18 protein-coding genes and 1 tRNA gene are annotated in these 23,328 nt (G+C 34.6%); 5 read left to right on the forward strand and 14 right to left on the reverse strand.

What is annotated here, in order from left to right; genetic code table 11:
• Positions 1-11: 11 nt before the first annotated feature.
• Positions 12-1,058 (forward strand): endonuclease/exonuclease/phosphatase family protein, encoded by a 1,047-nt coding sequence (locus NU08_RS20465; RefSeq protein WP_165352495.1) that lies wholly within the window; start codon positions 12-14, stop codon positions 1,056-1,058.
• A 70-nt stretch (positions 1,059-1,128) separates the two neighbouring features.
• Here the strand turns inward: NU08_RS20465 and NU08_RS20470 are convergent, their stop codons facing one another.
• The 7 genes from NU08_RS20470 to NU08_RS20500 all read right to left on the reverse strand — a co-directional run bounded on the left by NU08_RS20470 (position 1,129) and on the right by NU08_RS20500 (position 7,048).
• Positions 1,129-1,743 carry a WbqC family protein gene (locus tag NU08_RS20470; RefSeq protein ID WP_129748907.1) on the reverse strand — a complete coding sequence of 205 codons (615 nt, stop codon included), beginning with the start codon at positions 1,741-1,743 and terminating at the stop codon, positions 1,129-1,131.
• 91 nt (positions 1,744-1,834) lie between these two features.
• Complete coding sequence (lepB, locus tag NU08_RS20475; RefSeq protein WP_129748908.1) at positions 1,835-3,388, reverse strand: signal peptidase I; 1,554 nt, start codon at positions 3,386-3,388, stop codon at positions 1,835-1,837.
• Between the two features lie 57 nt (positions 3,389-3,445).
• Positions 3,446-4,147, reverse strand: coding sequence for a 4-hydroxy-tetrahydrodipicolinate reductase (gene dapB / locus NU08_RS20480; RefSeq protein ID WP_129748909.1), 702 nt, complete (start codon positions 4,145-4,147; stop codon positions 3,446-3,448).
• A gap of 39 nt (positions 4,148-4,186) precedes the next feature.
• On the reverse strand, positions 4,187-4,747 hold the full coding sequence (locus tag NU08_RS20485; protein ID WP_129748910.1) for a DUF5683 domain-containing protein: 561 nt from the start codon (positions 4,745-4,747) through the stop codon (positions 4,187-4,189).
• Positions 4,747-5,649, reverse strand: coding sequence for a ParB/RepB/Spo0J family partition protein (locus NU08_RS20490; RefSeq protein ID WP_129748911.1), 903 nt, complete (start codon positions 5,647-5,649; stop codon positions 4,747-4,749). Before NU08_RS20490 ends, NU08_RS20485 begins: the two co-directional genes overlap by 1 nt.
• A 5-nt stretch (positions 5,650-5,654) precedes the next feature.
• Positions 5,655-6,422 (reverse strand): ParA family protein, encoded by a 768-nt coding sequence (locus NU08_RS20495; protein WP_008464569.1) that lies wholly within the window; start codon positions 6,420-6,422, stop codon positions 5,655-5,657.
• Between the two features lie 221 nt (positions 6,423-6,643).
• Positions 6,644-7,048, reverse strand: a complete 405-nt coding sequence (locus NU08_RS20500; RefSeq protein WP_129748912.1) for a septal ring lytic transglycosylase RlpA family protein — start codon at positions 7,046-7,048, stop codon at positions 6,644-6,646.
• 228 nt (positions 7,049-7,276) lie between these two features.
• On the opposite strand from NU08_RS20500, the gene NU08_RS20505 reads away from it, so the two are divergent.
• Entirely contained in the window at positions 7,277-9,448 is a 2,172-nt protein-coding gene (locus NU08_RS20505) for a hypothetical protein (RefSeq protein ID WP_129748913.1), read from the forward strand.
• 73 nt (positions 9,449-9,521) lie between these two features.
• Here the strand turns inward: NU08_RS20505 and NU08_RS20510 are convergent, their stop codons facing one another.
• The gene (locus NU08_RS20510; RefSeq protein ID WP_129748914.1) at positions 9,522-10,451 is read right to left on the reverse strand and encodes a hypothetical protein; all 930 of its coding nucleotides are present in this window, start codon (positions 10,449-10,451) and stop codon (positions 9,522-9,524) included.
• A gap of 221 nt (positions 10,452-10,672) precedes the next feature.
• Positions 10,673-10,747 (reverse strand) — tRNA-Pro (locus tag NU08_RS20515).
• A 177-nt stretch (positions 10,748-10,924) separates the two neighbouring features.
• Here NU08_RS20515 and trxB point away from each other — a divergent pair.
• Positions 10,925-11,872, forward strand: a complete 948-nt coding sequence (gene trxB, locus NU08_RS20520) for a thioredoxin-disulfide reductase (RefSeq protein WP_129748915.1) — start codon at positions 10,925-10,927, stop codon at positions 11,870-11,872.
• Positions 11,873-11,981: 109 nt separating this feature from the next.
• On the opposite strand, the gene NU08_RS20525 is transcribed toward trxB, so the two are convergent.
• The 5 genes from NU08_RS20525 to NU08_RS20545 all read right to left on the reverse strand — a co-directional run bounded on the left by NU08_RS20525 (position 11,982) and on the right by NU08_RS20545 (position 16,357).
• Positions 11,982-12,842: a GIN domain-containing protein gene (locus NU08_RS20525; protein ID WP_242502615.1), complete on the reverse strand. Its 861-nt coding sequence runs from the start codon at positions 12,840-12,842 to the stop codon at positions 11,982-11,984.
• 84 nt (positions 12,843-12,926) lie between these two features.
• The gene (locus tag NU08_RS20530; protein ID WP_129748917.1) at positions 12,927-13,661 is read right to left on the reverse strand and encodes a head GIN domain-containing protein; all 735 of its coding nucleotides are present in this window, start codon (positions 13,659-13,661) and stop codon (positions 12,927-12,929) included.
• A gap of 3 nt (positions 13,662-13,664) precedes the next feature.
• A complete protein-coding gene (locus NU08_RS20535; RefSeq protein WP_129748918.1) occupies positions 13,665-15,416 on the reverse strand; it encodes a PspC domain-containing protein in 1,752 nt (583 codons plus the stop codon).
• 3 nt (positions 15,417-15,419) lie between these two features.
• Positions 15,420-15,752, reverse strand: coding sequence for a PadR family transcriptional regulator (locus NU08_RS20540; RefSeq protein WP_008464689.1), 333 nt, complete (start codon positions 15,750-15,752; stop codon positions 15,420-15,422).
• A gap of 125 nt (positions 15,753-15,877) precedes the next feature.
• Positions 15,878-16,357 carry a DUF4870 domain-containing protein gene (locus NU08_RS20545; RefSeq protein ID WP_242502616.1) on the reverse strand — a complete coding sequence of 160 codons (480 nt, stop codon included), beginning with the start codon at positions 16,355-16,357 and terminating at the stop codon, positions 15,878-15,880.
• A gap of 231 nt (positions 16,358-16,588) precedes the next feature.
• Between NU08_RS20545 and NU08_RS20550 the strand changes: the two genes are divergently transcribed.
• Together NU08_RS20550 and NU08_RS20555 are read left to right on the forward strand one after the other, a co-directional pair.
• A complete protein-coding gene (locus NU08_RS20550; protein WP_129748919.1) occupies positions 16,589-17,041 on the forward strand; it encodes a DUF4442 domain-containing protein in 453 nt (150 codons plus the stop codon).
• Positions 17,042-17,573: 532 nt separating this feature from the next.
• Positions 17,574-23,328: beta strand repeat-containing protein (locus NU08_RS20555; protein ID WP_129748920.1), on the forward strand; the 5,755-nt coding region annotated here is incomplete at its 3' end.

Raw genomic sequence — 23,328 nt, forward strand, 5'->3', positions numbered from 1 at the left:
AGGAGAAAAATATGAAAAACCTTTCTTGGTTTAATAAAATAATGTTCTTTTTGAACATAGTGCTGACTGTACTTACATTTAGCATCTATGTTTTACCCTTTTTAGCACCTAAAAGTTTTCCGCTTTTATCGGTGCTTACCTTGTTTATGCCTGCTTTTTTTGTAGCCAATGGATTATTCTTTATCTATTGGGGAATTCAATTTAAAAAACGGCTTATTTTGTCTGGTTTGGTTTTGCTGACCGGAATTACATTCATCAGTAAATTTTATAAGTTTTCTGGAAAAGAGTATGTGAAAGATGAAAAGGATTTTTCTGTAATGAGTTATAATGTGCGTCTTTTTAATGTTTTTAAATGGCTGGATCGTGATGATATTCCGTCAAATATTAAAGGTTTTATTGACGAAAAAGATCCTGATATTTTATGCATTCAGGAATATTCAAATTCAGCACATTTGGATTTAAAGGTTTATCCGCACCGCTATATTTTTATTGATGGCAAAAAAATTAAGACTGGGCAGGCTATTTTTTCTAAGTTTCCAATTATTGACGAAGGGAATATCATTTTTCCAAAGTCAGATAATAATGTAGTTTATGCTGATATTAAGCGCGGAAAAGATATTATTCGCGTATACAATATGCATTTGCAATCAATTAAAATATCTCCAGATGTAAGTGAGATTTCAGATGACATTGATAATGTAAATCAGAAGAAATCACAGCGTATTTATGCCAGAATAAGCAAAGGATTTACGCAACAGCAAGAGCAGGCAGAAATTTTTAAAGAGCATATTAAAAAATGCAACTATCCAATTATTATCTGCGGAGATATGAATAATAGTCCGTTTTCTTATGTGTACCGAAATATAAAAGGAAAACTTAAAGATGCTTTTGAAGAAGCTGGAGAAGGTTTTGGTGCTACTTATAAATTCAAATACTATCCTGCTAGAATTGACTATATTTTTACAGATAGTAAAATGAAAGTAAAACAATTTGAAAGCTTCTCTGACTTCGAAAATTCAGACCATTATCCGATTATGACAAGACTTTCTGTGGAATGATTTTTTTTAGTCGAAAGTCAAAAGTTATGGTGGTATGAAAATTCATAACTCATAACTTATAATTCATAATTTATATGATCTTTTGGGTTTTCAAATAATCCATTGCAAATTTACCTTCGTTAAAAAGCAAATCCAGAACACTTAAATTGTTGATAAAACCATGTTTGTCATCAAACACCTGAGTGTATTTTTCAAAAGAATTAGCATCCTTTTTACCATTTGCTAGATATCTGAAATCGGCAAAATCAGCAACTTCATGAAAGTATTCTGTAGTTTTTCCGAATTCCAGTTTCATTCGAAGGCATTTTGTCACAACGTCTAATACTTCGAAGTTTAAATCCATCAAAAATTGGTGTTTTTTCTCGAAAATAGGTGTGATATCATCTTCGAAATATTCGAAGAAAGGAGAGCTTCTATATGCGGCTTCAAGCGATTTAAAATGCTGTTTCTGCCAATCAAATTCGTTTTCGATCAAAATATCTTTTGTCTTCTGATGTGTTGCTTTAGAGTGCTTAACAGGAATGTTTAATAATTGAATTCCATTTGGGCTATAGATATATGTCCTGTTTCTATTGGTCTGTTTCTGAAAATTATCTTCCATTTCAAAAGTAATGCTGTCTGATTGTGCTATTACGGCAAAATGACTGATAGATGGGAAATAAGTTGGAAGTATTAAGGAATTCATGGTTTTAATTCTTGTTTAAACGTTTCAGGTTTCAAGCTGACGTTAAAAACGCAAAACTTGAAACCTGACACAAAAATAACTTATTTTTTAATTATGCTTTATTCTCTCTTCTTTTTTTCCAGATAAAATCTCCAACGAAGTAGATTGCAAGAAGTATTAAGAAATATTTAAAGTAAGAATGAGGCTGGCCTTCGCCGTCTACAGTTGTAAATACTCTGTTCCAACGAATTTTATTGATGCCTTTTCCGTTCGTATCCCAGCTCATCCAAATGAATACTGGTTTTCCTACGATATGATTTTCTGGAACGTATCCCCAATAACGGCTATCTTCTGAGTTATGACGGTTGTCTCCCATCATCCAGTAGTAGTTCTGTTTGAAAGTGTACGTCGTTGCAGGTTTTCCGTTAATTAAGAATTTTGACCCTTGAAGTTCTAATGTGTTGCCTTCATAATTAGTGATAATCTCTTTATAGAAAGGAAGAGATTCGTTGGTTAAAGCAACTGTTTTTCCTGCCTCAGGAATATAAATTGGCCCCATATTGTCTTGGTTCCATTTGTTTATATGAGGGAAAATATCGTTGTTGTCTCCATGATCAACTTTTCGGATAACAGCAGTAACGCCAGGAGTGTTTTTAAATCTTTCTGCTCCAGCTTCTGTTAAGGCTCCTAAATAAAGTGTATCTCTTTTTTCTGTTCTAAAGCCTGCAGGATCTGTAATGTCTAATTCTTTGAAAATTGTTTCAAAGTCAATTGGTGTTTTCCCGTCTAATGCTACAGCGTATGAGTATTGTGGTTTAGCTCTTTCTGGTAAAACTAATTTTTTCCCATTAATAAAAACATAGCCATCTTTTATTGATAAACTGTCTCCAGGAATACCAACACATCTTTTTACGTAATTTGATTTTTTGTCAATAGGCTTAATTACGCCAGGTCTTCCTTTTGGTTCAAAGAAATAATGAACCGTATCGACAGGCCAGTTAAAGACGACAATATCGCATCGGTTTATTTTCTGGATAGCTGGTAGTCTTAAATATGGTAATTGTGGCCAGCTTAAATATGATTTGCTTTTTGTCATAGGAATAGAGTCGTGAACCATTGGCAATGCAACAGTTGTCATTGGAACTCTAGGACCATAGTTTAATTTGCTTACAAATAAGAAATCGCCAATCAATAAAGATTTTTCTAAAGATGATGTCGGAATGGTGTAAGGCTGTACAATATAGGTGTGTACTAATGTAGCTACTATAATGGCAAATAATAAAGAACTAACAGTGTCTGCAGCTTTATTTTCTGGAGTTAATTTACGGTCTTTATGATACTCTAATTTTTGAGTATAATTGACTACATAGATATAAAAACCTAAAGTAACAAGGCCTAAAATAGTATCTAAAGTTGATTTTTTACCAAATGTTCTTAATGTTTCTACCCACACAACTGGAAACATAATCAAGTTGATGATTGGGATGAAAAGTAATAATGTCCACCATGTTGGGCGTCCGATAATCTTCATTAAAACGATAGAATTGTATACCGGAATTGCAGCTTCCCAGCTTTTTCTTCCTGCCGCCTGATATAATTTCCATGTTCCAAGAAAGTGAATAATTTGAACACCTAGGAAAAATACGAACCAAGAGTAAAATGTCATAATATTGTATTTTAAGTTTCAAATTCAAGTTTTTTGATGCCTTGAATTTTGGTCAATTTATTGTAAGTTTAGTACATCTTTCATAGAGTAAATACCCTGTTTTCCTGCTAGCCATTCTGCTGCAATAACAGCGCCAAGGGCAAAACCTTCACGGTTGTGAGCGGTATGTTTGATTTCGATGCTGTCAATTGGCGAATCGTACGTTACTGTATGTGTTCCAGGTACTTCTCCAATTCTTTTTGCTTCGATATGAATTTGATTGTTTTTAGCTTCTTCCAAAGTCCATTCCGCATAATTGCTATTCTCAATAACGCCTTGAGCTAAAGAAATAGCAGTTCCGCTTGGTGCATCAAGTTTGTGGATGTGGTGAATTTCTTCCATCGAAACTTTATAAGAATCAAATTGATTCATAATTTTAGCTAAATACTCGTTTAGTCCAAAGAAAATATTTACTCCCAAACTGAAATTTGAACTAGAAATAAATCCTCCTTTTTTCTCGTTGCAAAGTGCAATCATTTCATCATAATGTTCTAGCCATCCTGTTGTTCCTGATACTACAGGCACATTAGCATTAAAAGATGCTGAGATATTGCTAACCGCTGCTGATGGAACGCTGAAATCGATGGCAACATCGGCTGTTGAAAGTCCGTCATAGGTGTTAAATTCGTCTTTCTTTAAAACTATTTCATGACCTCTTTCTAAAGCAATTCTTTCAATTACTTTACCCATTTTTCCGTATCCTAAAAGTGCAATTTTCATTATGATTCGTTTTTGATTTTTTTTAATAGATGTGCTCTATTAAAACTTATAATTAAAGGTTAGTCCGATATTTGGTTTAAATGTTACATCGTCGGGATAAATTTCTGGACGCATTGAAAGCCTTTCGTTTACGTTAAACTGTATCAACGCGGCATCAACATTGGCATCGATAATATTTAAAACATAGAATCCGACAACAAACAAAGCAGAGAGATCTCTATTTCTTTGATAGAATTTTTGTCCATCAACTAGACGGCTGTCATCCAAAAATTGATATTTATCATCGTTGTAGCCTTCTAATCTTCGTTTGTAGGCGTCACGATAATCATGGTATTTTTTATTGTTGTCTATATAAAAATATAAACTGGTTCCGATTGCTCCGTAGACCAATGGAATTTTCCAATATTTTTTATTGTATGCTTGGCCTAAACCGGGTAAAATAGCAGAGTAAAAAGCTGCTTTTGCTGGTGTAAGCGGATCTATTTCTTGTAATGCAGTGGTGTCTTTTACGACCAAAACCGTGTCTTTTTTTACCTGGGCAAAAAGAGAAACGGTTCCTGTTAGAAAGAACAATAGACCAATGGGGACAATTTTATTCACTATCCGTTTATTAATTTTATAATTCTGTTAAAGTCAGCTTCAGAATTAAATGGAATTGTAATTTTTCCTTTTCCGTTACCAGCGACTTTTATGTCAACTTTTGAGCCAAAATAATCGTTGAAAGTGTTCTTTTGTGTTTCTCTAACTACAAATCCAGCATCAGCTTTAGGTTTTGAATCAGCTTTTGGCTGTTGGCCTTCATGATAATTTTTAACTAAAGCTTCTGTTTCACGAACAGATAGATTTTGACTAACGATTTTTTGATAAATATCAGTCTGAACGTCTAAATCTTCAATGTTGATAATTGCTCTACCATGTCCCATGCTGATAAAACCATCACGAATACCAGTTTGGATAATCGGATCTAATTTTAAAAGACGTAAATAGTTAGCAATTGTAGAACGTTTTTTTCCGACTCTTTCACTCATTTGTTCTTGAGTTAATTGAATTTCGTCAATTAAACGCTGGTATGATAAAGCAATCTCAATTGGGTCTAAGTCGTGACGCTGGATGTTCTCAACCAAAGCCATAACCAGCGATTCGTTGTCGTTTGCAATACGAATATATGCAGGAACATGAGTCAATCCTACTAACTTAGATGCGCGAAGACGACGCTCTCCAGAGATTAACTGGTATTTATTAAAATCTAATTTACGAACAGTAATAGGTTGAATTACGCCAAGTTCTTTAATAGAAGTGGCTAATTCGCGTAATGATTCTTCATTAAAATTGCTTCTAGGCTGAAACGGATTTATTTCAATCGCACTTATTTCAAGCTCAATAATATTTCCAACAACTTTGTCAGCATTTTTATCTTCTACTGATTTAATGTCGTTTTCCGGATCTTTTAATAAGGCAGATAATCCTCTTCCTAAGGCTTGTTTTTTAATTACTTTTGTCATAAAAACTATTTACTGTTTTTCTTTATAATTTCTTGTGCTAAATGAATATAGTTTACGGCACCTTTACTTGTAGCATCATAGTTGATGATGCTTTCTCCAAAACTCGGAGCCTCACTTAATTTTACATTTCGCTGAATTACAGTATCAAAAACCATATCGTTAAAGTGTTTTTGAACTTCTTCTACAACCTGATTAGATAAACGTAATCTTGAATCGTACATTGTAAGCAATAATCCTTCAATGTCAAGATCTGGGTTGTGTATTTTTTGAATACTCTTAATAGTGTTCAATAGTTTTCCTAATCCTTCAAGTGCAAAATATTCACACTGAATAGGAATAACTACAGAATCTGCAGCTGTTAAAGCATTCAGGGTTAACAAACCTAGAGAAGGTGCGCAGTCGATAATGATGTAATCATATTCTTCTTTTGCTTCTTCTAATGCTTTTTTAAGCATGTATTCACGGTTTTCTTTGTCAACCAATTCAATTTCGATAGCAACAAGGTCAATGTGAGCAGGTATCACATCCACGTTTGGAGCTGTACATTTTAAAACGGCTTCTTTTGGTGTTACAGTATGCTCAAGTATTTGGTAAGTTCCAGTTTCAACTGTTTCTACGTCAATTCCAAGGCCAGATGTAGCATTGGCCTGTGGATCAGCGTCGATCAACAATACTTTTTTTTCTAAAACACCTAATGAGGCAGCAAGATTTACTGATGTAGTAGTCTTTCCAACGCCTCCTTTTTGATTAGCAATAGCAATGATTTTGCCCATTTATTTTCTGAATTTTGAACCGTAAAAATACAATTATTTATGGTTTCTGAAAATCTATTTTGTTAACATTTGTGAAAGTTTGATTAATCGGGGATTCATGGGTGTTTGGCACAAAATAATTTTAGTTATGAATAAAATTATCTTCAAGATTTTAATCAATTTAGCCGATTTTTTTGCTGTAAAAAGGCGAGAATCCAAAATTTTTTCTTTACAAATAGGTTTTATTTTAAAATTTCGATAGTGACATAAACCAAACCGCTTTTTTTGTTGGTAGCAATATCCATAAAAGCTCTTTTACTGAGATCAATTTCTCGTCCTTTTACAAAAGGTCCGCGATCTGTAATTTCTACAATAGCAAATTTATTATTTGCTTTATTTGTTACTTTTAACATGGTGCCAAAAGGAAATTTTTTGTGTGCAGCAGTATAGTCATTGTTGTTAAATCTTCTGCCGCTTGCTGTTTTTCTTCCGTTAAATTTATCATGATAATAAGAAGCGTGGGCATTTTGTTTGTACAATTCGATTTTTCTGACTGGAGCGCACGAATCAATAGGAGTGATGTTTTTTTGTTGCGCGATTCCAATGGCAGAAAAAAATAAGGCAATAAATAGTATGATCTTTTTCATTTTGTGTTCTCTTTCTATTTACGGACAAAAAAAGACTATTAAAGAAAAACAGATAAGTTGGATAAGCTTTATTTGTGTTAGAAAAAGACAAAATTTTGAGGTTTTGTAGTGTTTTTGATAAGAAAATTGAGCTCAGAAACGGACGTAAAGGTTCGAGATTATTGCTATTTTGGGCTTTCTTAAAACTACTAGTATTACAATCTATCAAACCACAAAATGAACATTCTTATGAGTAAAAAAGTAATCTCATTATTAACAGTATTTACGTTTATGATGCTTTTATGCAGTTTTGTTTCGCCTTATTCGGCTAACGGAAAAATAGAGGGAAATAAAAAAATCGAACGTAAAATTGTTTACAACAAAAAGAAACATAATATCACATTATCATGGTCGGCTTTTGGGAGTTCTGGAAATTATACAATTAAAAGAGGAGGAAGTCGTTTGGCATCTGATTTTGTGTCGGTAGGATCAACTTCTAAATTGACATTTATCGATAATAAGTCTAATGCTAATAAATATGAGAACTATTATAAGGTAACTCGAAATGATATCACGATTATTATTTCGCTCGAAAATCAGATTTTTGGAGACAATATGTATTTCTACGACAGAAAACATGAAAGGGCTGAGATGGCGCGAAATGAGATTAATTCACATTTTGGCGCAATTGGTTTAGGCGGTGCAAATGGTGAGTGGACAACAAAACGTCAGGCCTATTATTTTAAACCAAATGTGAACGGGCAGACTTATGATGTTGGAGGATCGGGTTCTGCATCTTCAGCAGAGGCAAATGCTATAGAGTTAGGATTTTATTCTCATATTGGAGGTTTGGGTAAAGTGCCGTCGGATGTTAAGTTAGGAGCTATTTTTACAAGACCACACCTTTCGGGTGGAGCAAATGCAACTTGCACATTTTGGCGCTCTGTAGAAAATGTAGAAGTGATGCGCGATTTTTCGTGGACGGTTTCTCAGTCAACAAGCGCAAGAAGATTGCTGATTGAAAGCACTTCTAAATATATTTCTGATATTGGAGATACCAACTTTTGGGGTAGTGGCGGTTTCATTGCCGATGCTCATTATACAACTTCGAGACCAAATTGGGGAGGACAGCAGCAATGGTATACTAGAAATACAGTTTTTCCATCGAGTTCTGGAGCGATGGGAGGTTCGTACAATATGGTTTGGCAGGGATGTGTAAATCCTCCGCTGGCAAATGAAGCTAATTCTCCAATTTCGACAACGCCAATTATTAGAGAAAAACCTTTTCTTTTTATTGATAATGATGGAGAATATAAAGTGTTTGTTCCTGCATGGCAAAAAGATAGAGTGGGAGTTTCTTGGTCAGCTGCAAATATGGGAGAAGGTAAAGTTCAAGATTTGATTGAGAGCTGGTACGTTGCCAAAGAAGGAGACACCGATGCAGAGATTAATGCTGCGTTGAAAGCTGGTAAAAATATATTTTTTACTCCAGGGCACTATGCTTTGAATGCTCCGATTCAGGTAAATAGAAAAGATGCTATACTTTTGGGAGCTGGTATTGCTTCTGTAACGCTAGAGCCTACAGAAAAAAACACTTGGGGATGTATTTATGCTGATGATAAAGACGGAATTATTATTGCAGGACTTTTAATGGATTCATTTAATAGTACCACATATCAAGTTAGAATTGGAAATGAAGGAGCAAATGCAGATCACAGTGCAGATCCTATTTTATTGAGTGATATTACTTGTAGAGTTGGCGGAGTTCAGTCAAAAAATATTCAGATTCAGGCTTCTATGCAGATTAATAGCAATAATGTTGTAGGAGATCATTTCTGGTTATGGCGTGCAGATCACGGTTCGCAAAAAGGTGGCGAAGCGCGTTGGAAAAGAGACAGATGCAAAAACGGACTTATTGTTGCTGGAAATGATGTGACGCTTTATGCATTATTTGTTGAACATTATCAGGAATATGAAGTATTGTGGCTTGGGGAACGCGGCAGAACATTTTTCTTTCAGAACGAACCTCCATATGATGCGCCAAATCAAGCAAGCTGGAGCAGTCAAGGCGGAAAAGTTGATGGCTATGCAGCCTTTAAAGTTGCGAATACTGTAAAAGAACATCATACAATAGGAATGGGATCTTATGCTGTTTTTACAGGAACTGACGGAAATGTGAATAAGAAAAACGGTTTTGAAATACCTAATAACCCAAATGTAAAATTGGAGAAAATGTGCATTACTCGTTTTGCTGGTCCAGGGAATATTCAAAATGTTGTAAATAGTATTGGAGGAAGCACGGCAACTGGTGCAAAACGTGTGGCATTATATAATAATAGTGAAGGAATACAACCTTTTGATGAGGAATTTATTTTGCCAAGTAAAGAATCTTATCCAGTTTATATAAAAATGGAGAAATAAACAAGAGGCATATGGTTAAAGAAAAAACCTTGAAAATTAATTGGTTTTCAGGGTTTTGTGCTCTATGCAAATGTTATGTAAATCTCCAGCAAGTAAGAATGTTTGGTTTGTCATATTCGTAACTTAAAAATACTTGTTGTTCATCAAAAACTTGCGCTATTCTGACTTTTTCGTTTAATGTAATCTGGTCTATTATTTGTTTTTTTGGCAGGAGATAAATCCAAATTTGATTGTTGTTTATAAAATATATCTTTTCTTCATTTTCAGAGACAATGAAATTTTCGAATTTAAAATCTAATTCAATTTCTGTTTGCAACTTAAAGTCTGAGTAAATATTTATTTTATTTATTGGAGAAATTCTTTCGTGGGTAGTTGGTGTAGCCTCGGTTAGTTTTCCTAAATGGAGATAAAATGTATTTGATTTACTTTTATAGGCATTATAAAATAAATCTGTTTTTAGAATTTCTTTTGTTTTGTTTGAGGCTAAATCAAATTGTTGGACGCTTCCAATTTTTGGACAAAAAATCAAAAAGATATCGTTATTTTCTTTAAATATTCCTCGGCATGTTTTTAGTTTCTTTTTAAATCCCTTTTCTTCGATATAATTGTAAATAAATACGTATTCACCGTTAAAATTCATTAATAAAACAGAGTCTTTATCATTTGAAGAGATATAATCACTGTATTTCTGGATACCTTTTTCAAATTTTTTAACTATTGATAAATCTGTTCTATTAATTTGAAATATTTTATTGTCAGAAACAGCAAATATGTTTTTTTTATCAGGGTTGAAGTGTAAACATCGGGTAGAATTTTTTATTGGTGAGCTATTTAATTCTTTTCCGTCTTTAAAACACAGCTGTCTTAACTTCATTGATGGATATGAAGAACCCCAACCATCTGATATGTAAAATGTAGTTTCATCAAAAGGGTCTAGTGTTGGTGTTAATCCTCCAAAAATTCCATTTTTCAATTCTGTAGTCCAGATTTTTTCAAAATTCATAATTGCTATAAGGGTTTTAAATTATGCCATTAAGTGTTTAAAGATGTGAAAATAATAAAAAACCTACAAATTTATTTAAGTTTTTATTTGTAAAATATGAAGCCTTCAAAGACAATCTGGAAATTGATATTTTATATCTATATGTGTATATAAGTTCAGAGTTAAAGATTTTCAGTTTATTGCAAAAAAAAAGTCTTTCCAAAATTGAAAAGACTTTTTTGTCGGGGTGGCAGGATTCGAACCTGCGGCCTCCTGCTCCCAAAGCAGGCGCGATAACCGGGCTACGCTACACCCCGAAGATGTAATTTTTGTTGTAGTGCCCGAAAGCGGATGCAAAGATATAAATAAATTTGATTTGTAAAAGAAAAAAAGGAAAATAAATAAAACTTATTTTAAGATAGCTATTTCAGATTTATTTTCGAGGTTATTTTTTATAATAAAGTTTACATTTGCAACTCAAAAAAACTATTACTATGTCAAATACAATCGAAAAAATTAAATGCCTTATTATAGGTTCTGGTCCTGCAGGTTATACTGCGGCAATTTATGCAGCCAGAGCTAACATGAATCCAGTGTTATATCAAGGAATGCAGCCTGGTGGTCAATTGACTACAACTAACGAGGTTGAAAACTTTCCTGGTTATGTTGATGGAGTTACAGGACCAGAAATGATGATTCAGTTGCAGGAACAAGCAAAACGTTTTGGTGCTGATATTCGTGACGGTTGGGCAACAAAAGTTGATTTTTCTGGAGATATTCATAAAGTTTGGATTAACGATACAATCGAATTGCACTGTGAAACTGTAATTATTTCTACAGGCGCTTCGGCTAAATATTTAGGATTGCCATCAGAACAGCATTATTTAAATATGGGTGGTGGAGTTTCTGCGTGTGCAGTTTGCGACGGATTCTTCTACAGAAACCAAGATGTTGTGATTGTTGGAGCAGGAGATTCTGCTTGCGAAGAAGCGCATTACTTATCTAAACTTTGCAAAAAAGTAACGATGTTAGTGAGAAGCGATAAATTCAGAGCTTCTAAAATTATGGAAGAACGTGTTCGTAAAACTGAAAACATCGAGATTTTAATGAATCACGATACTGTTGAAGTTTTAGGAGATAACAATGTAGTTCATGCCATTAAAGCTTTAAACAAAACAACTGGCGAAACAATCGAAATTCCTGCAACTGGTTTCTTCGTGGCAATTGGTCACAAACCAAACACAGATATTTTTAAAGATTACATTACTCTTGACGAAACTGGATATATTATAAATACTCCAGGTACATCTAAAACAAATGTTGAAGGTGTGTTCGTAGCAGGAGACGCTGCAGATCATGTATACCGTCAGGCAATTACTGCTGCAGGCACAGGATGTATGGCCGCATTGGATGCTGAAAGATATTTGGCTTCTAAAGAATAATTTTTAGTCTACAGTCTCAGTCACAGTTTACAGACTATAAAATAAAAGTCCCAATCTTTATGATTGGGACTTTTTCATTATATCTTAAACCCTAAAAAGTTTTCAAAGTTTACAATGTCGTTGCTTTTGGTTTTGATGCGCCTGGTTTTTTTATCAGTTTTGCTTCTTCGCTAAAACGTGTAAGTTCTATTTTTGGATCGCCGTATAATGAAATTTCAGATTTGTCTCCCGCTGCTATTGCAATTGTGGTATCTGCTAAAATTGTAGCAACGGCCGAACCTTCAGCTGTAACATTTGCATCTTTTAAAGTAAATTTTGTTCCTGTAAAAACAGAATTATTATCTAATCTGATAGTAGCTTTTTCGGCAATTCCTTCAATTGCAGCTGTTGCTTTTTGATACAAATCGCATTTGAATTTTATTGCAGAAACCAATGTTTTAACTCCAGAGTTTTTACTCAATTGTAAATTTCCGTCTTCAGCTTTTAAGTTTAATTCTGTTCTGGATTTATCATCTGCAATTAAAGTGAATTTTTTTGAGTTTACATTCAAATACAATTTGGAAAAATCAACGCAATTCATTGTAATGTCATCCAATTGCAGTTCTTGAATAGCATAAACAATAGCTTCATTTTTAGTGATTACCTTATTCAATGATTTAGTATAAGTAACCTTAACAGATAGTTTCTTAAAAATAGTAGATTCTTTATTGGTATATAAACGAAGTGTTTTTTCTCTTAAATCCATCCCTACAATATCGTGTAGGTTGTCATCGGCTTCAATTTTAATTTCGTTTTTTTCTCCTTGTTCTAGGTAAACTTCCAGATTATCATCGACTTCAAGGGCGTCAAAACTTCCAACTTCTTTTATTGAGGTAGTTACAATTTTAGAACCTTTAATTTTTTCTCTTTTTTGAGCAAAAGTTAGAGTCGTAACAAATAATAATAGGAGAAGGGCGGTACTTTTTTTCATTAATTCTAGATTTGATTTTGACAAATATAAAAAAATCATCCACTTTTGATGAATGATTTCGTTTATATTTAACAGTTGCTTTTTTTAGCTTTTGTTGACGTTTCCTCCAGAGCTTGAAGATTTTTCAACCGTTTTTGGATTACCACTGTAATTAATATTTCCGCCGCTAGAAGCATCAGCTTTTAAACTTAAGATTGGACGAACAGAAACTGTACCACCGCTAGAAGCATCTGCATGAACATCATTTGCCATTAATTTTTCGGCATCAATACTTCCTCCGCTAGAAACCGAAGTAGTAAGACTTAATGCTTTACCTTCAATATCTACAGAACTTCCGCTTCCTGCATCTACTGCGATTCTGTCCGATTCGATTTTAACATCCATTGATGCTGCGCTCGAAGCTTCTAAAGTGATATCTTCACCTTGAACAAGTCCGTCAGTTTCAACAGTTGAAGCGCTTGAAGCTTCTATCTTATGAACAACAGGCATTTTTACAGTTACTTTTTTTGATGTAATATTTCGGAAAGAGTTGTATTTGCATTCGATGATAAGTGTTCCATTTTCTACTTTGGTAACAATTTCTTTTTGAAGATTGTCATCAGCTTCAACCGTAATTTCTGTAGCATCAGACTGTACAACAACCACATCGATGGCATTGCTTACAGAGATATTTTTAAATTCTCCTTGAACAGTTCTTTTTTCTGTGGTAACATTTCCGCTTCCTTCAATTGCATTCATGTTAAAATTACATGAGGCAAACAATAAAGCTGTAACAGTTGCAATTATAAATTTCGTAATATGAATGATTATTTTTATCATGGTTTAGTTAGTTTTGATTATAACTCCGTTTTTGTCAATAGTTAATTTTCCTTTTTTTCCGTTTAAAACTTCTTTTCCATTAATTTTAACCGAAACTTCTTTTATAGTATCATTTGTGCTACCTGTATTATTCTCATAGTCATTTTCGTAGTCGTTCTCATAATCATTTTCATTATTGTTGTCATTGTCCTTGTCAGCAGGGCAGTTTAAACATTTTACTTTAGACCCGATAACTTTATAATTGTAATCTCCATTGTAATTTAATTCGAAGAAATTGTCATCTGAGTTATAGTAATCCCTAACAGAAGAATCTGGTTTTACTAATTGTCCTTCTGGTAAATAAAGGTAAATGTCAACTTCTTGCCCTCTGAATTTGTTTTTTACATCTGTCAGAAAATAATTATCCAAAATTAAATGATTTCCACTAATTTGAAACTTATAGGCAATTTTTTCTGCTCTTTTTTTAGCATTTGTAAAAGAGTTTCCTCTTGCACTTTTTTCGATCTGCATAAACGGAGCCGATTCGTCTGTATGTAATACGTGTAAACGTACATCATTAGAATAAATCAATTCGTTGTTTGCAGAATCTTGTACGAATTCAAACTCTCTATAGTGGTTCAAACTTTTTGTATAATAATCATTGTACTTGAACTTAATGTATAAAGTATCAGTAGGTTTGATTGCCAGAACTTTTTTCTCTACTACTTTATTATCATATGAAATTTCAGTTGCCTGTTTGATTCCGATACTAGTAAGAATTGCGATAGAAATAATCCAAAGAGCCAAAAGCGTATATTTTGTAATGTTTCCGATTGATTTTAAGTTTGGAGATAACAGCTTAAATCCTAAAAGAGTTAAGAAGAAAAACGGAATTCCAACAGCAAAGAACATTAACAATCCGAATGACCAAAGAGGATATTCTGTAAAGTTTCCAGCTTCAACAAAATTCTGCCAAGGGAAATCGATGAAAATATTAGTCCCTAAAGTAAATACGCCAATCAATAACATGATTAAGGTAGAAATCCCTGATATAATTAGAATTACTCCTAAGAACTTAGCAAAGATTTTAAAAACCGTCATGACAAAGTCTCCAAATGAACTACTTATTCTCCCAGCTCCCGACTTTACTTGGTTTCCCATTTTGTCATAATCTGCATTTTTGAATTTCTCAGAAAGTGAATCAATTTCTTCACGAACTTTTTTTTCAATGTTCGAAATTGTTACAGGTTCTCCAGTCATTTCCAATTTTTCTGAAGTTGTTACCGCTTCAGGAGTTACAATCCAAAGAACGAAGTAAGCTAAAATTCCTGTTCCAAAACCTGCGAAAACAAAGATTAAGAATACGATTTTAATCCAAACAGCGTCAATTCCGAAGTAATGTCCTAAACCTGTAGCCACACCTCCGATCATACCATTTTCTTTATCACGGTATAATTTTTTGTGTTTTCTTGTAGTATAATTATTGAAAGATTGGCTTGCGTTTTCTTCGTCTTCAATTCGATAGTCTTCCGGCTGTCCCATCACTGCAATCACTTCGTCAACATCTTTCAGTCCAACAACATGTTTTTCGCTTTTTTGTTTTTCTGTCAACAATTCAGAAACACGCATTTCGATGTCTTTAATGATTTCATCTTGGCCAGATGAGTTGTTAAGTGATCGTTTTATAGCGTCAAAGTAGCGTGTCAATTTTAAGTATGCATCTTCATCGATGTGAAAAAACATCCCGCCTAAGTTAATATTTACTGTTTTGTTCATGACTTATTGATTTTGATTGGTGATTAGATTTACGGCGTCGGATAATTCTGTCCAAGTACCGCTAAGTTCGTTTAAAAATGTTTGTCCTATCTCGGTTAATCCATAATATTTTCGTGGTGGCCCTGAGGTCGATTCTTCCCAGCGATAATTTAGTAAACCGTCATTTTTCAATCTAGTTAACAACGGGTAAACGGTTCCTTCTACAACTAGTAATTTTGCGTTTTTTAAAGTGTCTAATATCTCAGATGTATATGCGTCTTTTTCTTTTAGAACCGATAAGATGCAAAACTCAAGAACACCTTTGCGCATCTGTGCTTTTGTGTTTTCAATGTTCATAATTTCATTTTGTTTTTTTTTGATTGAACAATTCGTTTTTTGATTGATGATGATTTGATTGATGATTGATTTCGAAACTTATATGATTTGATTGATGTTTCGACTATAACTTTTAATTTTTAATGTCACTTTATAAAAGGAATCGTAATCGGATATTTGTATAATTCTCCGTTTGAAGCTTTTATAGAAGCATAGATTACTAAAAAGAATTCAACAAATTTTAATAATCCGAAAAGTATAACAGCTGTTATGGCTACACTTAAGGTTCCAATGTGTCCTTCGAAATTGAAATTTCTAATTACAAGATTCTCGTTGTACATAAATGTTTCGATTGGAATATTTTGTAAAACTACTGATATAAAAATCGGTATTGCAATAAGCGCTAAAATCAAAGAATAAAGCAAAATGCTTAATTGAAAGTTCAAAGCCTGTTTTCCGTGATGATCTGCAAATTCAGACTTGTCTTTATAATTTGTCCAAATGATTAGCGGAAAAATATAGTTCCCAAACGGAATTATATATTGGCTCAAAGTACTCAGATGAGTAAATGTTGCTGTATTCTTTTCTGATGTTTTTTCCATGATGAGTGGTGTTGTTGTTTCCATGATTAAAAGTATATAGTAATTTCTTATGCAAATATATGTCTAAAAAACAGTATCTTGTTTTGCATAGTACTAATTATTAACAAAAATTTAACAAATATTAGAATAGGAAATTTTGTTTAAATTGCTGAAAATCATTCGGAAGTGCCGTGTTTATTGAAATTCTTTTGATAGTTTAATAATTTATTGTGCGTGCATAGTTTTTTTGTATTTTTACATAAAAAAATAAATATCATGGCAGTTTCAGTTTCCAAACTCAACAAATTTGTATTGTTCAAATTACCATCAGCATACTTTTGCGGGGTACGTGTAAAAGCTATCGACAAAGACAGCTGTATTGTCACGGTAAAACATAGATGGATCAATCAGAATCCGTTTAATTCCATGTACTTTGCAGTTCAGGCAATGGCGGCGGAGCTTACAACAGGAGCTTTGGTTATTTCTCAGATCCAGGAAAGCGGACGAAAAATATCAATGCTAGTAGCCAACAACAAAGGAAACTTCACTAAAAAAGCAACCGGAAGAATTACATTTGTCTGCAATGACGGGCATTTGATTGCTGAAGCTATTCAAAGAACTATAGAAACTGGTGAAGGACAAACTTTCTGGATGAAATCCATTGGAACCAACGAAGAAGGTGTTCAGGTTTCTGAAATGGATTTTGAATGGAGTATTCGAGTGAAATAAAAATAGCAATATTGATTTGTAAATAGAAACGGCAGTAAGTCTTTACGTGTTGTTATATATAAAACGCCAGTAAATTTTTTTACTGGCGTTTTATATTTTTAAAGCTTTTTTTTGCCTTTTTTTGTTTTTAATGTGTTGAATTTCAGTATATTTATGGTTATAAACTCGTATACGCAAGAAAAATACTTTTTTTCTAAATCAAAATTTTAGCTGATAAATTGATCTTAAATATTTATTAAGCTACTTCTACAAGCCTTTATAATTTGAGGAATTTTTGAATAATTAAGTTTAACTAAAATCGATTAAAATTGAGTATTTATAATTAGAAATACTCTATTCTGTTATTTTTTAGGCTTTTAGTGGAAATTTAAAAAAAAAGTCTACCATACTTTTGCCCCCCGAAATACAGAAAACCTACGCTGTATTATTTTTTAGAAAATAAATGAACAATTGTTATTTAAAAGTGATTTGATCTTTTCTGGAGAATAGATTATTTTTTTAAGGAGCTATTGTCGAATTAACAAAAACAAATATGAGGACAAAAATTACTTTAATTCTTGCATTGCTCATCCTGCCTTTCATTAGTAACAAAGTTTTTTCGCAGACTGTTACTGGTACACCAAGTAATACTGGCTGTCAGAGCCAAGGTATAATTACTTCAAGTAGCACAGGATTAGGAGCAACTCCACAGTATCAGCTTTTAAAGGCTGGTGTAGTCGTTTCTCCCGTTCCGGGAGATAATACACAATTTTCTACTAATCCTGTTTTTACAGGTTTAAGTTCTGGTATTTATGTTGTAAATGCAAGAGCTACATCTGGCGGAACAGTTTATTCAAGTGCCAATATAACTGTCACAGATGGTTATACTGCAATGACAGTTACAACTCCAACAAAAGTTGCAAATTGCGTAGGAGGAACAGGAGTGTTAACTTCAACAGTTACAAACGGAAAGGCACCTTTTACATACAAAATTGCAACTCAGTCAGCACCTGCCACAATTTTGCAAAATAGCGGACCAATAACTCCTCGTACTTTTACTTTTACAGCTCTGCCTGCAAATAATTATATTGTAAGCGTGACTGATAGCTGTGGACAAACTATTACTGGAGCAACTTCTATTGCAAATCCCACAATAACTATTGATGATATAAAAATTGCTACTATTGCATATCCTATGAGGCCAGGGCTTTCTTGTACTGATGCAATTAGGTTGTATATAGAGAGAGGTTTTTATTATACAGCAAGTAATACAATTGTTTCAGCTGCAGATGCAGCATTATTCAGATGGAAAATTAAGTTTCAAGGACAAGAGTATGGTCAAGACACGAATAGCGATGGTTATGCTGATATTGGAGGAGAAGGATTTTTATTGTCTAATTTAAATCCTACTATGCCAATAATTGCAAACAGAAATAATGTAACTAATGATATATCCAATATGCGAGTAGTTTTGATGGATATGTGTGGTAAAAGTAAAGAATTTATAGTTACAAATTATAATACAGTTTATTCTAGTTTGTCTGTAAGAAATTGTGCAGGAAACGCAATTGTAAGATCTAGTATAGTTGGAGGCTTAGATTGCTTACCAGTTGATGTGACTATGACTAATGCATCTAATTCTGCAGATACTCATAGTTTTGTTATCACTAGTGCTTCAGCACAAAATTATAACATACCTCTAACTCCAGGAGGGATTTATAATGTCACATTTAAAGATGGAGAAGGTTATACTACAGGTTTGTTTACACCTGCTTCTAATCGATTGACTTTTAGTGCTACCTCTGCATTTGCGGTTTCACAAAGCCCCCAAAGTGTAGCAAGTTTAAATAATTTAGATTATGGGTCATTATATGTAGGGATAACTCCTTACCAAGCTACTGATGTTTTAAGTTATACAGTAACAGCCTCTAACAACCCATTAGTAGCTGTTGGGTATGCATACAGTGCACAATTAAGTGCTTTTACTAATGGATCAAGTGGAACTCCTAGGTTGCCAAGTCCTAACCCAACAGATCCTCAACCCTATTGGCCTAAAGGTAATTATACTTTGCAAATTTCTACAGATTGTGGAGCAGCTTCTTTGAATGTTATTGTTCCGGGACGTACAGCCAGTTTATCTGGTAATACGACAACACCTGTCTGCGGTGGGTTTAATTATGTTATGAATGGTAACTTCGATGATCCAACAGCTTATCAGGTTATAATTGTTTCGGGGCCATCAAGTGTCGGTCAGGTTAGAGATTTGGCCAGTACTACAGCGTCACTTCCTTTTAATGGGCTAAGTTATGGTACCTATGTTTTTGGACTGCGTATCAAAGGAGGAACTGTGAATGTTTTAACTCAAACTATAACTTACGATGCAAACAACGCCATAATTGTAGATAAAACAAATACAGGAGGTTATGTCTGTGCAACAGGAGCCACAAACGGAGTTTTAACTATTACAGCTGCTTCCAATTCACCCGCACCGGGAAATGTTTTGGAATACGCGTTAAGCACAGACGGCGGATCAACTTTTGGAGCCTACCAAAGCAACAATACCTTTAGCGGACTTACCGATAATACTTATTATTTCAGGATAAAAGATGGCTGCGGGAATGTTATTACACAATCAGTTCAGATTGGTGTTGCAGCAGCTCCGGATGCCACTGCTGACGGATTGAACACCCCAGCAGTAATCTGTGATAAGACTTCCGGGACTGTACATTTAGATGTTGATGTTTTTGGTGCAATTTCCTATCAGTGGACAGGTCCCGGAATAAATGCATCCAATCAAGGACAGAAAGATCCTTTGATTAATTACTCAGATCTGACTGTTGGTGCTAATAATTACACCTGCACTGTTAGACTTGGGGCGCCTTGTAACAGTAGTACTGTTTCTGCTTTAACAATTAATGTAAATGCAAGGCCAACAGTTGTAACTACGGCTCCAGCGGCAGTTTGTTTTCCAAACACAATTGATATTACGGCACCAGAAATTACAGCTGGAAGTTCGGCAGGACTGACATATACCTATTTTTTAGACGAGCAGGCTACTATTCCTGTTACTGATCCTACGGCAATTTCAGTCAGAGATACCTATTATATAAAAGGAACCAATGGCAATGGGTGTTTCACCATTACTCCGGTAGATGTAATTGTCAACGATTTGCCGCAGGCTACAATAAATTATACAAATACTCCATATTGTCAGACGGGAACTGTATTACCCGAACAATTAGGTACTGCAGGAGGAACGTATAGTTCTGATGCTAATCTTGTTGTTGATGTAAATACTGGAGAAATAAATTTAGAAACGTCAACGATAGGAGATCATACTATTACGTATACATTTAATGATGGCAATTGCTCGAACAATGTGACCACAGAGATAACAATTAATCCGCTTCCTGTAGCTGCAATAAGTTATCCTAATGGGCCTTACTGCAACAGAGGAACAGCCACATCTGTAGAAACCGGGATTACCAGCGGGAAGTACAGTTCTGATCCAGGATTAAGTATAGACGAATTGACAGGGGATATCGATCTTTCGGCTTCTGTGCCCGGGACTTATACAGTAAGTTATGAATTCAGCAATGGAACCTGTTCAAATGTTGCGACTGCAATAATCAAAATAAACCCGACCACGCTTCCTTCCGCTCTGGCAGATGTCAAAAGCGAATGTTCGGTATCCCTTGCATCTCCGACACTTACAGATCCGTGCGCAGGCGTTATCACGGGAACCACTGCTACAGCTTTCCCAATCACTGCGCAGGGAACCACTGCAGTTACTTGGACATTTGATTACGGAAATGGTTATACAAAAACAGCAAATCAAAATGTTATTATTGATGATACAATAGCTCCAGTTGCACCAGTTCTTGCAGATGTAACTGATGAAGAATGTTCCGTGTCATTGGAGGCACCTACTGCGACGGATAATTGTGCAGGAATAGTTACTGGAACTACAACAACAATTTTTCCAATAACTAAACAAGGAACAACGGTGGTGACCTGGACTTTTAATGATGGTAATGGAAATATAGCAACAGCAAGCCAGAATGTTATCATTAAAGATATTACTTTACCAACTGTCCCTGTCCTTGCTGATGTACAAGGGCAATGTTCTGTTTCTCTAACACCTCCAACAGCTACTGATAATTGCTCTGGAACAATTACAGGAACCACAAATACTGTTTTTCCAATAACAGCGCAAGGAACAACTGTAGTGACTTGGACATTTGATGACGGTAATGGAAATATAGCTACAGCAAATCAGAATGTAATAATTTTGGATAATATTGACCCAATTTTACCAATTCTTCCAGATATTACAGCAATCTGTTCGGCTTCATTAACAGCACCAATCGCAACAGATAACTGTGCTGGATCAATTGTAGGGACTACAGCTACGGTTTTCCCAATAACAGCACAAGGAACAACAGTTGTAACTTGGACTTTTGACGATGGTAACGGAAATATAGTAACGGCTAATCAAAATGTAACCATCAGTGACACGACAGCACCTGTAGCGCCAGTTCTGGCAGACATATTAGGGAAATGCTTCGCTTCGCCTGCGACACCTTCAGCTATAGACAATTGTGCAGGAAGTGTATTAGGAACCACTACCACAGTTTTTCCGATAACGACTCAGGGAACAACAGTAGTTACATGGATATTTGATGATGGAAATGGAAACATATCAACGGCCAATCAAAATGTTATTTTAGACAGTACAATAGAAGTTCCGACGGACCTGCCCGATATAATTGCAGAATGTGAAGCAACGCTTACTGCGCCAGCGACTGCAGTAAATTGTTCCAACATTATAACAGGAACCACCACCACGGTTTTTCCGATAACGACTCAGGGAACAACAATAGTTACATGGACATTTGATGACGGAAACGGAAATATATCTACAGCTAATCAAAATGTCATTATTAAGGATGTTACTGCTCCGGCAGTTCCGATACTTAGCGACATAACAGCAGAATGTTCTGTTTCGCCACCTATTCCAATAGCTATAGACAATTGTGCCGGAATCATTTCCGGGACAACTTCAACAGTTTTTCCAATCACAGCTCAGGGAGCCACAATAGTTACTTGGAGTTTTGATGACGGAAATGGTAATATAGTAACTGTGGATCAAAATGTTATTATTAAAGATACAGAAGCGCCTATTGTACCTGTTTTAGCAGATATACAAGAGCAATGTTCTGCTACAGCGTCTATTCCTGCAGCAATTGATGCTTGCGCAGGAACAATTTACGGGACCACAACAACGATTTTTCCAATTACAAAACAGGGAACAACGGTGGTTACATGGACTTTTGATGATGGAAACGGTAATATATCAACGACTAATCAAAATGTAATCATTAATGATACTACGCCGCCAATTATACCAATATTGGATGATGTAAATGGAGAATGCGAAGTAACACTTACCGCACCTTCAACGGTGGATAATTGTTCTAAAACTATTATTGGAACAACAAATACTGTTTTTCCAATTACAACACAAGGGACAACGGTAGTTACTTGGACTTTTGATAACGGAACTAACAATGTCGTAACAGCAAATCAAAATGTTATAATAAAAGATACGTCAGCACCTGTAGCACCAATTCTTGAAGATGTATATGGAGATTGTGAAATAACTCTTTCGGCGCCGACAGCAATAGATAATTGTTCAGGGATTATTATCGGCACAACCAATACAATATTCCCACTAATAACTCAAGGAACAACTGTAATAACTTGGACTTTCGATGATGGTAATGGAAATATAACAACTGCAAATCAAAATGTTATTATTGATGATGCTATTGCACCGTCAGCACCAGTCTTGGCAGATGTCAGGGGAGATTGTAGTGTTACATTAATTGCTCCAACTACTGTTGATAACTGTGCAGGACCAATTACTGGAACGACAACTACTATTTTCCCAATTACAACTCCGGGAACAAGTATTGTGACTTGGGCTTTTGATGATGGAAATGGAAATATCTCTATGTCAAATCAGAATGTAATCATTAATGATGAAACACCTCCAGTAGTACCTATTCTGGCAGATGTTATAGGAGAATGTTCAGTGATACTTCCAATACCAACAACTATGGATGCATGCGTGGGAACAATTACGGGGACCACCACAACAGTTTTTCCAATTTCGACACAAGGAATAACAGTTGTGACATGGACATTTGATGACGGAAACGGCAATATTTCAACAGCAAACCAAAATGTAATTATAAAAGACATCACTCCTCCAGTTGTACCGGTTTTGGCAGATGCAACAGCCG

Origin of the sequence: Flavobacterium anhuiense (assembly GCF_004151235.1) — a bacterium.
Taxonomy (GTDB): Bacteria; Bacteroidota; Bacteroidia; order Flavobacteriales; family Flavobacteriaceae; genus Flavobacterium; species Flavobacterium anhuiense_A.